This window comes from Hafnia sp., assembly GCF_036648275.1.
Taxonomy (GTDB): domain Bacteria; phylum Pseudomonadota; class Gammaproteobacteria; order Enterobacterales; family Enterobacteriaceae; genus Hafnia; species Hafnia alvei.
Genome location: NZ_JAVXIQ010000028.1, coordinates 34,483 through 47,359, shown reverse-complemented (window position 1 = coordinate 47,359; position 12,877 = coordinate 34,483). Strand labels below are relative to the sequence as shown.

Sequence of the window (12,877 nt, the reverse complement as noted above, 5' to 3'; positions counted from 1 at the left end):
TGTCTACCATGTCTCCGAACAAGTGTTCACCATGTCTCCGGTCTGAACAAAGGGGAGGGTTAGGGTGGGGTCTTTGTGGAGGCTTTATGGGGGCTTTGACCCACTTACCTCTCCCAGTACGACTCTTCCAAACTATCTTCTCGTTCCGGCAAGCCGCGCGTTAGGCGTGGTGAATGCTGGTTAAGCACCTGATAACTCACGCGGTTCGCGTATTTACAGACCTGTGCCAGCGAAGAATACGTCAGGTAAGTGCGCTGATGTTTGCTGGAGTTTGGCACGTTGGTACGGTGGAAGCCGTTCGCAGCAACGTCATGCAGCAAAGCGGCAAGAGCGCCGTCGCCAGCCCCGTTGGTGTTCATGATCTTCTCTGGGCCGCCCATGTATGGCGCAATATGCGAATAGATTTTGAACGGGTTTTCACAGGCGCTTTTGCGCATCGGACGGCTGAATTCATACAGGTTAAATTCAGGGATAACGCCCGGCAGCAATGGATGCTGAGTTTTACGTTTGCCCTCTTCTTCAGTGTAACCCGCCATATATAAGCCTATCGGCCCCGCGGTACACAGAACCAGATCGACCCACTCCAACGCTTTATCTGATGCAGCAAGCGGATCGCTTAATCCGGTTAAAGCTTCTGCTTCTTCTTCATTCATCGCCACAACTGTAACGTTATCGCGCAGGAAATCACGCCACCACTGCGGATCGTCAGCAATCACAAATTTAGTACCCAGCGTCAGCACCACTGGCACATGGTGTTTTTTCGCGTATTCAATGGCTTTCATGGTGGCATCGCGCATCGGTTCGCCCGGTTTGCAGCGCACCAAATAAGCCGTCAACACCAGTGCAGAAGCACCAGCGATCACTTCTTCAGGAATGCTTTCAGGACGTAGCTGATTCATCATCCCCGGACTGATGGCAAACGTACGCTCGCCGTTATCGCTAATGAGGGTGAAACAGCGACCAATCGCGCCATCAACGCCTTGCAGATAGTTAAGATCGGTACGGCTGGAAGTGTTACATAGGTAGCGATAGGCGTAGCTGCCAATTTTCACGTTGCTGCACATCACGCCCAGTAAAATGGAGCGATCGTCAGCCAAAACGGAGTAGTTGTGCATGGTGTTGCCGATAGTGCCACCGGCAAACTCATGGGTGATCAGTTGATTATCTTTCAACTCTTGATACAGCGCCTCCGCAACATCGTCTTCAATCACCAGAGAATGTCCCTGACTCAGACGGTAACGGGTAATAAATTCGTCGCTGACTTTCGCCTCAATATCCACCAGCGTTTGGTCGATGCCGACCACATAGGAGGTATCAATCTCGCTTTTTTGCGTTGCATGCAACAACGGATCGCGCGCGTTTACAGGAAAGTAGTGTTTAGATTTGCGTTGGCCAGGGAATTTCATCAGTGTCGTCAGCAGTTATGAAGCGTTGTTATTAACGGGAAGCCGAGAATTCTAACACATCACTTGCTTAATCGTCAGAGCCCAAGACTCTGACGATTAACTTTAGCCAACGACGATCACGCAGGGCGCGTCATCTGTTCCATCACCAGTTGATAAAACAGTTCGATATGCAAAGCGTCATCGTTGAGCGCAGGAATATATTCAAACTGCGTTCCCCCCGCTTCGATAAAGAACTCTTTGTTTTGCACTTTGATCTCTTCAAGCGTTTCCAGACAATCGGCGGAAAATCCTGGGCAGATAACCTGAAGATGCTTCACGCCTTTAGCGGGAAGCTGCTCAATCGTTTTGTCCGTGAACGGGGTTAGCCATTGTTCACGGCCAAATCGCGACTGATAGGTCATCATGTAACGCTCAGCGCTAAGCCCTAAGGCATCGGCCACTGCGCGGGTGGTCGCTCGGCAACGCTGCGGATAATCATCGCCCTGATCGGCATAACGCTGCGGAATACCGTGGAATGAAAACAGCAACATGTCAGGTTCGCCATGCTGGGCAAAGCTGGTTTTAATCGTCTGAGCCAGCGCCGCAATATAAGCAGGATGTTCTGCATAATCACGGATAAAGCTCAACGACGGAATACGGCGCATCTGAGCAAAATGTCGGGCAACCGCATCAAACACCGCGGCGTTAGTCGAACAGGAGTATTGAGGATAAAGCGGCAGCAGAATAATGCGATCGACACCGGCGTCGTGCAGCTTATCAATTGCGCTTTTCAGCGCAGGCTGACCATAGCTCATACCCAATTCAACCGGAATATTAGGCAAACGCGCCTGCAAAGCGGCCTGCTGGCGGCGGCTATACACCATCAGCGGCGAGCCTTCATCCATCCAGACGGATTGATACAGTTTAGCCACTCGAGGAGAGCGGATCGGTAAAATGATGCCGTTTAAAACCGGCCACCAGATCAGGCGCGAAACATCGACCACGCGTTTATCACTCAGGAACTCGGCTAGGTAACGTTTAACCGCTGACGAGGTTGGGGCCTCTGGCGTGCCCAGGTTGACTAACAGTACGCCGAATTTTTCTTGCCTCATGCTGCCCTCGGTTTTGCATTATCTTGATAGATTGAAAGTTTTGATATTGTAACCAAAATGCTGCAAATCCCAACCCATTACTCTGATTGGTCAACCCCATCACTCGGAGATATAGAAAAGGCGGCTATTTATTAGCCGCCTTTTATCGCTCTAGGCCAAACTCGCCTAAAATCGTTCTTATTTCTTAGCCTAGGATAGTTTCCAGCTCAGCACGAACCGCTGCAACAGACTGGGTACCGTCTAACTTGACGTACTTAGTCTTGCCGTTCGCAGCTTCTGCGCTGTAGTAACCGATCAGCGGAGCAGTCTGCTGATGATATTCAACCAAGCGCTTACGCACGGTTTCTTCCTGATCGTCCTTACGGGTAACCAGTTCTTCGCCAGTCACGTCGTCTTTACCTTCAACCTTAGGTGGGTTGAATTTAATGTGGTAAACACGGCCAGAACCCTGATGAACACGACGGCCAATAATACGTTCAACGATCAGTTCGTCAGGAACATCAAATTCCAGTACGAAATCAACGTTGATGCCCGCTTCTTTCATAGCATCAGCTTGAGGAATGGTGCGTGGGAAGCCATCTAGCAGGAAACCGTTGCGGCAATCTTCCTGAGTGATGCGCTCTTTAACCAAAGCGATAACCAGTTCATCGGTTACCAGCATGCCGGCATCCATGATTTCTTTTGCTTTTTTGCCCAGTTCGGTACCGGCTTTCACTGCTGCACGCAGCATGTCACCCGTAGAGATTTGCGGAATGCCGTATTTCTCCATGATGAACTGTGCCTGAGTGCCTTTACCCGCGCCAGGAGCGCCAAGCAGAATGATACGCATCGCGTAAATCCTCTTAAATTATTTTTTATAAAATTCAAAAACACTAAACCTTACCATTTTTGTGACCGCTACCTCAAGGAATCGGGCCGCTGCTGAAACGTGAAACTCGCATAATAAAACGGGCGCGGGTGATTTTTCTCTCACCTGCGCCCGTTTTTGGTCTGATTCTCAGCAATGAACGTTACAGATAAACGCGCATATATTCCGACAGACATAAAATAGCCATCGCCTGACCATATGGCATTGAGGTCAGCGGGATCTGACGATAATAATCGTAGTCTCGTCCCATCGCCGTACCAAACGACACATTAGTTAATTCACCCTCGGCATTAATATGCTTGATCACACCTTTCACCGCTTTTTCCGCCGTGTGCGCATAGTCTGCGCTGATATAGCGTTTGCGCACCGCTTTGAGAATGCCGTAGGCAAATCCGGCGGTGGCAGACGACTCAACGTAGGAATCAGGATCGTCGAGTAAGGTATGCCATAAACCGCTGTCATCCTGACATTTCGCCAATGCTGAAACCTGGCTTTCCAGTACCTGAATCAAGAAGCGTCGCGTGGCGTCATATTCAGGGAGATCCAGCAGATCGATAAATTCAGGGATCACCATCGTCAACCAACTGTTCCCTCTCGCCCAACGCGCTTTGGCAAAGTTGTGGTGGCCTTCAAACGTCCAACCGTGGAACCACAGACCGGTTTCACGCTCCATCAGATGCTGGGTATGCACTAAAAACTGATATTTTGCTTCTTCAATATATTCAGGCTTGTTCAGCAGCTTGCCAATTTTTGCCAACGGCAACACGCTCATCATCAGGGTGTCATCCCAGAGCTGTTGATGATTCTCTTCTGCCAGCGTGACGTGCTGCATGCCACCACGTTCGGTGCGCGGCATTTCATACATCACCCATTCGGCCCAGCGCTCTAAGTAAGGCAGCCAGCGTGGATCTTGAGTCTCTTCATAGCGATAAGCCAGTGTCAGAAACGGACACACCGTATTCACGTTTTTGGTGGGTGTTCCCTCAGCAAAGCGTTCGGTAAACCAGTCATCAATAATGGCGCGCATCGCCTGATCGCCGGTCTGCTGGTAATACTGATAAATGCCGTAGAGGCCGATCCCGTGCGTCCACTCCCAGCCCGCCCAGCCTTTAGTATCAATCACTCGCCCATCATCCAAGCGCAGCAGGAACTCTCCGGTTTCGTCGCTGATATTAATCAGATTATCGGTCATCTTACAGATTAATCCCTTAAGCTCATCGCGAGCGATAAAGCGCTCAGGCTGACGCAGTAATGGGCTATGTTTTACCGGATATACGAGCATGGGAACTCCCTTAATTAATTCAGAAAATAATTCAAATTCATTTCACGATGTCATTTCGCTGCGCCGTATGGATTAGGCATTTTTTAATATATGCAATGCCTTAGGCGCAGGTTTATCCCGATTGAGATAGCCAATATTGTTGTTACCCCACAACGATTCGTATGGCATACCGGCCAGCAGTTCGACGGTCGCTTTTGCCTCTGGCGTGATTTGCTCTGGCACGATATGCCCAGCCTCACGCATTTTGATGGTTTCTTCGCGCAGCACGCTGTGCGTTTGCAGGTTAAGCTTGAAGCGTAAGGAGATATAAAAACCGACGCATAGCACACAGACAGTGCCTACGCTGAGGATCATCAGAATGGTGTGGCTGACTGCGGAAGCCTGCTGTGCTTGGCCAGAAACAAAACCGGAGAGCTGCATAACAATTCCGACTAACATCACCGCACAGGCCTGAGAGGCTTTACGGGTGAGCGTCATAATGCCGGCAAAAATGCCTTCACGACGTTGTCCAGTAATCACTTCATCAACGTCAGCAATATAGGTGTAGGTGTTCCACGGCACATAGTTGATCCCACCGCGCCCCAACCCTGCCACCGCGGAAATCAGCAACAACAACGACATCGCATCATTCATGCCCGCGTAATACAGCACGCCGTAAGACAAGGCGCTAAGACCGAACAACACCACCACCAAGCGATATGAAGGCGCGGGGCCAAAACGAATACACAGCGGGATCATGCCGATGACTGCAATAAACTGCATGATTGCCATAGTTCCCATCAAACTAGACGCGACGGTAGCGCTTTGCATCAACACAAACACCACGTAGTAAGTGAACACCGCGTTAAAAACGTCCTGTGCAATGTACCCACCAAGGTACATCCCCAAATGCTGGCGGAAGATACGAATACGCAGCGTTGAGGTCAGCTCCACGTTCAAACGCTTTAGGCTTTTCAGCAAGGTGAGTTTTTGCTTCTCCTGCTCGGCTCTGAGTTGAGCTTCAGACATCTCTTCACGTGGTCGTTCCCACGTAAAGAAGTAGACCAGCGTTAACACGCCCGCGCAGATAACGGAGAACACTAAGCTGGCGTAGAAAAAGGAGATGGCGTTATCTTTGCCAAAATAAGCCAGCAGAATTCCCGGTAGAAACGCCGCCAATATGGCCGAGAGCTGCGCCAAGGCAATTCGAGCGCCGGAAAATTTGGTTTTCTGTTTAAAGTCGTCGGTCATTTCGGGTACCAGCGTTTCGTATGGCACCAAAATCATCGAGTAAACAACGTCAAAGAATAGGTAGGTCAACAAGTAGTACCAATAATGCATCTCGCCGACCCACATCAGGCTGTAGCTGAACACCAAAGGAATACCGAGCAGAATAAAGAACTTACGGCGGCCAAAGCGCTTACCCAAGCGCGTTGAGCCAAAGTTGTCGGTTAAAAAGCCCATTAAAGGACTGACTACCGCATCAAGCACTCTCGCCATAGCAAAAATAAACGTGGCTTCAATTGGGCTTAGTCCACAAAACGTGGTGTAAAAATAGAGAAGCCAAGCCGCCGTTAGGGCCGTGGTGCCTGCACCGAGAAAATCTCCGGAGCCGTAGGCCAAATAGTTTATCAGCCCTATTTTGCGTGTCTTTTGCAATGGCATCGTCATCACTTTCGTTCCCCGTAGTGTCTTATCTGAGCACCCTATCGATATTTCGGTCACTCACGAAATAGCGGAGGGAACTCTTCCTATGGGTCTAAAGTAGGTTTATGACCGACTGAAAACCTTTGTGCTTTTGCCACCTGATGACGGTAAATGGCAAAAATATAAAGAGATTACCGATCAACCTCTCCATTTTTATAAAACAGCGTTTTGTTTTTATCAAAGCGGATATTCAAAAATGCAATGCGCGGCGCAAAAATAGCGGATAATAGAAGAGAAAAGCGGCAATAGCAGGATAAAAAAATGCCGCCCCGTATCACGGAGCGGCATAGGTTATGACTTGATTAACAACGATTAAGCCAGCAGTAAATCGTTCACACGTTTAATGAACTGGTTTGGATCTTCCAAGCTACCGCGTTCAGCCAGCAGTGACTGATCCAGCAGCAGTTCAATCCATTCACCAAAGCGAGCTTCATCTTGCTCATCAGCGGCACGTTTCACCAGCGCATGATCGGGATTCAGCTCAAAGATGTATTTAATTTCAGGCGCGTCCTGACCGGCAGCAGCAAACAGTTTTGCCATCTGAGTGGTCATTTCATCCGCGTCGGTAGTGACTACCGCTGGGGTTTCGGTCAAACGATGCGTTAGACGTACGTCTTTCACGCGATCGCCCAGCAGGGTTTTCACGCGCTCAACGAACGGTTCCAACGCCTTCTCAGCTTCTTTCTGTTCGCTGGTTTCTTCATCAGCCAGCTTATCCAGAGACTCATCTTTTTTGCTCACGGATTGGAATGGCTTACCATCGAACTCAGTCAGGTAGCTCATCATCCATTCGTCGATGCGATCGGAAAGCAGCAGCACTTCGATGCCTTTCTTACGCAGCAGTTCCAGATGTGGGCTGCTCTTCGCCGCGGCATAGCTGTCAGCCGTGATGTAATAAATCTTCTCTTGGCCTTCCACCATGCGGCTGATGTAGTCGGTCAGAGAGACGTTCTGTACGGCGCTGTCATTGTGAGTTGATGCAAAGCGCAGCAGCTTAGCAATGGCTTCAGCATTGCTACCGTCTTCGGCTGGGCCTTCTTTCAACACCAGACCAAACTGCTGCCAGAATTTCTGGTATTTCTCAGCATCGTCTTTGGCCAGTTTATCCAGCATCTGCAACACGCGTTTGGTCAGCGCAGCGCGCAGGCTTTGCGTCACGCGGCTATCTTGCAGAATTTCACGCGAAACGTTCAATGGCAGATCGTTAGAATCTATCAGACCACGCACAAAGCGCAGATAGTTCGGCATGAACTGTTCGGCGTCATCCATAATGAATACGCGCTGCACATACAGTTTCAGCCCGTGTTTATGGTCGCGGTTAAACAGATCCCACGGTGCCTGCGCAGGAATGTACAGCAGGCTGGTGTATTCCTGCTTACCTTCAACGCGGTTATGGCTCCAAGTGACCGGATCGGTAAAGTCATGGGCAATGTGCTTGTAGAACTCTTTGTACTCTTCGTCGGTAACTTCAGACTTAGTACGCGTCCACAAAGCCTGCGCTTTGTTGATTTTTTCCCACTTCTGCTCGCCGTCTTCACCTTCAGTGGTCAGGATCTCAACCGGCAGGGCGATATGGTCAGAGTATTTGCTGATGATATTGCGCAGACGCCAATCATCCAGGAACTCATCTTCGCCTTCGCGCAGATGCAGCGTGATCTCAGTACCGCGCTCGACTTTTTCGATATCGGCGATGGTGTAATCACCCTCGCCTTCTGATTCCCAGAATACCGCTTGATCGGCGTTAGCACCGGCTGAACGCGTGCGAACGGTAACTTTGTCTGCCACGATGAAAGCAGAATAGAAACCAACACCAAACTGACCAATCAGCTGGCTGTCTTTGGCTTGATCGGAACCGATAGACTCCAAGAATGCCTTGGTGCCCGATTTAGCGATTGTCCCCAAGTTGTCGATAACTTCGTCACGGGTCATCCCGATACCGTTATCGCTCAGAGTCAGGGTGCGGTTTTCTTTGTCTGCTGAAATGCGGACGTGCAGATTACCGTCGCCTTCATACAGCTCAGGGCTTGATAACGCGCGGAAACGCAGTTTATCGGCCGCGTCGGATGCGTTGGAAATCAGCTCACGCAGGAAAATTTCTTTGTTTGAATAGAGTGAGTGGATCATCAAATGCAGAAGCTGTTTGACTTCTGACTGGAAGCCACGGGTTTCTTGGCCTTTCATAATTTTGCTTTTACCTCAATGGATAGCACTCAGACAAAAATGTTTTACCCTTCATTGTTCAAGCCGTATGTGCGTTAGCTGCGTTTATTCATCCAAGTCACATAGTTATCTATGCTCCTAGGGACTCATAAACTTGCTGCCTTCCTACAACTTGAACTATTTTGGGTAGAGTGGTTAAAAAATGGGGATGGGATGTTGAATTTCAAGGGTAAAAAATACAATCGAGGAAAAAAGAAATGCGGCGTGTAACTCAGATCACTTTATGAGTGGATAAATTACACGCCGGTCAGGCAGAGGTTAAAAACGAACGGGGTTACGTCCGGCCAGAGAGTGCGACAGCGTGGTGCCATCAACCATCTCAAGCTCACCGCCAACGGGAACACCGTGGGCAATGCGGGAAGCCAATACGCCGTGAGCATTGCACATTTCAGCAATGTAGTTCGCGGTCGCTTCGCCTTCAACCGTTGGGTTAGTGGCCAAAATCACCTCGGTGAGTGACTCCTGCCCCAAACGCTCTTCCAAGCGATCTAAACCGATATCCTGCGGGCCGATGCCGTCCAGCGGGGACAAATGCCCCATCAGAACAAAGTAGCGGCCTGAGAATTGCCCTGTTTGCTCTATCGCATGGATGTCTGCAGGGCTTTCGACCACGCAGATTTGTCCATTTTCTTTACGACGCGAGTTAGAACAAATCGTACATATATCCTGTTCGGTAAATGTACGACAGTCTTCACAATGGCCGATTTCCGACATCGCTCGGGTGAGCGCCTGCGCCAGACGCATTCCACCGCTGCGATCGCGCTGCAGCATGTGGAATGCCATGCGCTGCGCCGACTTCGGGCCAACGCCCGGCAGGCAGCGCAGTGCTTCCATTAATGATTCAAGAAGCGGGCTGGTTTGCATCAGAATGGCATCTTGAAGCCCGGCGGCAATTGCATACCGCTGGAAACTGAAGCCATTTTTTCTTTCTGAGTTTCTTCAATACGGCGTGCCGCATCGTTGAACGCGGCAGCGATCAGATCTTCCAGCATCTCTTTATCGTCTTCCATCAGGCTTGGATCGATTTCGATACGACGGCAGTTATGTGCGCCGTTGATGGTCACTTTTACCAGACCCGCGCCAGATTCACCGGTCACTTCCAGCTGAGCGATCTCTTCCTGCACTTTCGCCATTTTGTCTTGCATTTGCTGGGCTTGCTTCATCAGGTTGCCCAATCCGCCTTTACCAAACATAGTGTTCTCTCTTTGCGTGGGGCTGTGTCGGCCTCGTGCTGACACAGCGGTTAAACAGGGCGGATGCTCTCTTCATCCAGTTCGGCGTCAAAGAAACGTCGCAAAGTCTGGATGTTGCTATCCGCAGCAATGGACTGGCGAGCCTGCGCCAGTTTTTCTTCGTAAATCGCCTGCCGCCATTCCAGCGGCGTGAGTCGCTCTGGATTATCGTCTTCGATAATCGTCAGCTCAACCGGGCGACCATAATGTTCACTCAGCGCCTGAGACAAAGTCTGCTGCGCAGAAGCGGAGTTTAAATGACGTTGCGAAGAACGTAAATGCAGAAGCACTTTGCCTTCTTCTGCCGGTTCACGAAACGCATTCAATGCCAGTTGCTGAACCAGTTTTGGCAGGCGTAGCTGATTCAGCTCGGCAGCCCATTCATCACGGGTCAACGATTCCTCAGCCAGTTTAGCGGCCAGCTCAGGCGTTTTTTCATACTCTAGCGCGGTGCGCAACGCTTTCGGCGTAGCAATTTCCTCGCGCTTGGCTTCTACCGCTTTGGTTTGTGCTTTCCAGCGGTAGGCTTCTTTCTTCGACGGTTTCGCTTCTGCCGCGGCAGCTTGACGCTGCTGGCTGCGCTCCGTCACTGATGCCAAACGCTCCAGTGCTGAGCTTGCCGGCCGCGCGATTACAGGCGCTGCCGGCTCATTCTTTTTTGGGTCAGTTCCCCCACCCGCCTTTTGCCGTAGCTGACTTCGAGCCTGCAATAGCTGGGCGGTGGCATCCGAAAGACCAGCCGGTTTTGCCGCTGGCTGAGCCGGAGGCACGTTCTGCGGTTGGAACTGCCCCGCTGGCGGCATGGTATTCTGCTGTGGCGCTGTATTCTGTGCTGGCATGTAGCCAGACCCCGAATGAGCTCCACCTTGCGCAGGCATAGTTGGCAACGCCGTTTGCGGTGCGGCAACAGGTTCAGCAATCACGGCTTTGGGATGAAACGCCAGCGCGCGCAGCAGCGTCATTTCCACGCCCATGCGACGATCTGGCGCATAGGTTAATTCTTTGCGGCCTGTCAGTAACACCTGATAGAACAGCTGTAAATCTGACGGCGGCAGCGTTCGCGCCAATTCACGCAGGCGCTGCTCTACGGAAATATAATGGCTATCTAACGCATTCGGCAGCAGTTGCAACATCGCGATGCGGTGCAGCAGAGTCAGGGTTTCAATCAGCAGATTTTCCCAATCCACTCCGCGTGAAGCCGCCTGCTCAACCAGCGCCATGACTTTCTCGCCATCGGCATCCACCAGCGCCTCAATAATCGCAAGTGGCTGCTCGTCATCCAAGGTGCCGAGCATTTGGCCAACGGTTTCTGCGGTAATTTGGCCCAGCCCCATCGCAATCGCCTGATCGGTGAGGCTTAGCGCATCACGCATACTGCCTTCAGCGGCACGCGCCAATAGCTGCAACGCGCGCGGCTCGGCGGTAAATCCTTCCGCGGTGGAAATTTTTTCCAACTGGGTACGGATCTGCTCAACGTCCAATGCTTTGAGATGAAACTGTAGGCAACGAGACAAAATCGTTACCGGTAGTTTTTGAGGATCCGTCGTCGCCAGCAGGAATTTGACATGCGGAGGCGGCTCTTCCAGCGTTTTCAACAGCGCATTAAAGCTGTGGCGGGAAAGCATGTGCACTTCGTCGATCAAATAGACTTTGAAACGACCACGCGCAGGCGCGTACTGAACGTTATCCAGCAGATCGCGGGTATCTTCAACCTTGGTTCGCGAGGCGGCGTCGATCTCCAGCAAATCAACAAAACGGCCCTGCTCAATCTCACGGCAATTATCACACACGCCGCATGGCGTTGAGGTGATGCCGGTTTCGCAGTTAAGCCCTTTCGCCAAAAGGCGTGCGATGCTGGTTTTACCCACGCCGCGGGTGCCGGAAAACAGATAGGCGTGATGAATACGCCCTAAAGAAAGGCCGTTTGCTAGCGCGGTCAGAACATGTTCCTGACCCACGACGTCAGAAAACGTTTGTGGACGCCACTTACGGGCAAGTACCTGATAGCTCATTGATACTCATCATTGATTTGTAAGGGGTAATTTCAGTATGACTGCAAAAACCGCGATGCTGATCGGGGTTATCATATACCGACCGGGGGTTCATTCTGTTCAACGAACTCGTTATATATGGCGTTAAACAGAAAGATCTCAACTTATGATTACGCTCAGCCGCATTATGACGAGCTATCTTTGTATTGTAACAGCAGCTTTATGTTGATTCCTAATTACTTTCGGCGCAGTAAACGAGACGTTTTTGTGACCTTACGCGTTCGGCCTATCTCACTGTCTGAAAAATACAAAAGCCCCGTATTAACGGGGCTTTATCTCAGCGATTGTTGATGCATGTCACCGGTAATTAATGACCAGCAAAGTCAACGAGGCTATAGCAATTGATGCCTTGCGCGGTCAAACGAGCTTCGCCGCCCAGTTCTGGCAAATCAATAATAAACGCTGCATCGGTCACTACGCCGCCTAAACGGCGGATCAGTTTCACCGTGGCTTCGATGGTGCCACCGGTTGCCAGCAGATCGTCAATGACTAAAACGTTATCGCCAGGCTGGATAGCATCCTGATGGATTTCCAGCGTGTCGGTACCGTATTCCAGTTCATAGCTTTCGCTCAACGTAGCACGCGGCAGCTTGCCTGGCTTACGCACAGGAACAAAGCCTACGCCCAGCGCCAGTGCCACAGGTGCTCCGAACAGAAAACCACGGGCTTCGGTGCCCACGACTTTGGTTACGCCGGTGTTACGGTAGCGTTCAACAAGCAGCTCGATGCTCAGTGCATAGGCTTTTGGGTCTTCCAGCATGCTGGTGACGTCGCGGAACAAAATCCCTGGTTTTGGGTAGTCCGGGATAGTCTTAATGCTTTCTCTAAGGAATTCGATTTGTTGTGCTGTAGCGGTCATAAAATTGTTGCCTGATAAAACAGCGGGTCCGGGCTAACGCAAGCCACCTGAACTTCCCCCGATGCGTAACCTGTCTTTTCAGGTCAACGAAATTCGGATATAGAAACAAGGGACAGGGAGGTAACCCGCGCACGAAAACGCTCAAATCTATTGAAACTGGCGAACAAATGCAACTGTAGAGT

10 protein-coding genes and 1 other annotated feature are annotated in these 12,877 nt (G+C 50.8%); all 10 genes read right to left on the bottom strand.

What is annotated here, in order from left to right:
• Positions 1 to 104 precede the first annotated feature (104 nt).
• Entirely contained in the window at positions 105 to 1,406 is a 1,302-nt protein-coding gene (locus RSC70_RS18100; protein ID WP_040045703.1) for an inosine/guanosine kinase, read from the bottom strand.
• A gap of 116 nt (positions 1,407 to 1,522) precedes the next feature.
• Positions 1,523 to 2,497: a ferrochelatase gene (gene hemH, locus RSC70_RS18095; protein WP_040045702.1), complete on the bottom strand. Its 975-nt coding sequence runs from the start codon at positions 2,495 to 2,497 to the stop codon at positions 1,523 to 1,525.
• Between the two features lie 184 nt (positions 2,498 to 2,681).
• Positions 2,682 to 3,326 (bottom strand): adenylate kinase, encoded by a 645-nt coding sequence (gene adk, locus RSC70_RS18090; RefSeq protein WP_025799917.1) that lies wholly within the window; start codon positions 3,324 to 3,326, stop codon positions 2,682 to 2,684.
• Positions 3,327 to 3,507: 181 nt separating this feature from the next.
• Positions 3,508 to 4,647, bottom strand: a complete 1,140-nt coding sequence (gene bglB, locus RSC70_RS18085) for a beta-galactosidase BglB (RefSeq protein ID WP_025799919.1) — start codon at positions 4,645 to 4,647, stop codon at positions 3,508 to 3,510.
• A 72-nt stretch (positions 4,648 to 4,719) separates the two neighbouring features.
• The gene (locus tag RSC70_RS18080; protein ID WP_332543122.1) at positions 4,720 to 6,297 is read right to left on the bottom strand and encodes an MFS transporter; all 1,578 of its coding nucleotides are present in this window, start codon (positions 6,295 to 6,297) and stop codon (positions 4,720 to 4,722) included.
• A gap of 348 nt (positions 6,298 to 6,645) precedes the next feature.
• Positions 6,646 to 8,514, bottom strand: coding sequence for a molecular chaperone HtpG (gene htpG, locus RSC70_RS18075; protein WP_046358910.1), 1,869 nt, complete (start codon positions 8,512 to 8,514; stop codon positions 6,646 to 6,648).
• 297 nt (positions 8,515 to 8,811) lie between these two features.
• Positions 8,812 to 9,417, bottom strand: coding sequence for a recombination mediator RecR (recR, locus tag RSC70_RS18070; protein WP_040045699.1), 606 nt, complete (start codon positions 9,415 to 9,417; stop codon positions 8,812 to 8,814).
• Positions 9,417 to 9,746: a YbaB/EbfC family nucleoid-associated protein gene (locus RSC70_RS18065; protein ID WP_004091772.1), complete on the bottom strand. Its 330-nt coding sequence runs from the start codon at positions 9,744 to 9,746 to the stop codon at positions 9,417 to 9,419. The genes recR and RSC70_RS18065 overlap by 1 nt, the downstream gene beginning before the upstream one ends.
• A gap of 50 nt (positions 9,747 to 9,796) precedes the next feature.
• Positions 9,797 to 11,797 carry a DNA polymerase III subunit gamma/tau gene (gene dnaX, locus RSC70_RS18060; protein ID WP_304185844.1) on the bottom strand — a complete coding sequence of 667 codons (2,001 nt, stop codon included), beginning with the start codon at positions 11,795 to 11,797 and terminating at the stop codon, positions 9,797 to 9,799.
• Positions 10,400 to 10,464, bottom strand: a sequence feature (DnaX frameshifting element). (Overlaps the previous gene by 65 nt.)
• Before the next feature lie 346 nt (positions 11,798 to 12,143).
• The gene (gene apt, locus RSC70_RS18055; protein ID WP_025799929.1) at positions 12,144 to 12,695 is read right to left on the bottom strand and encodes an adenine phosphoribosyltransferase; all 552 of its coding nucleotides are present in this window, start codon (positions 12,693 to 12,695) and stop codon (positions 12,144 to 12,146) included.
• Positions 12,696 to 12,877: the final 182 nt, after the last annotated feature.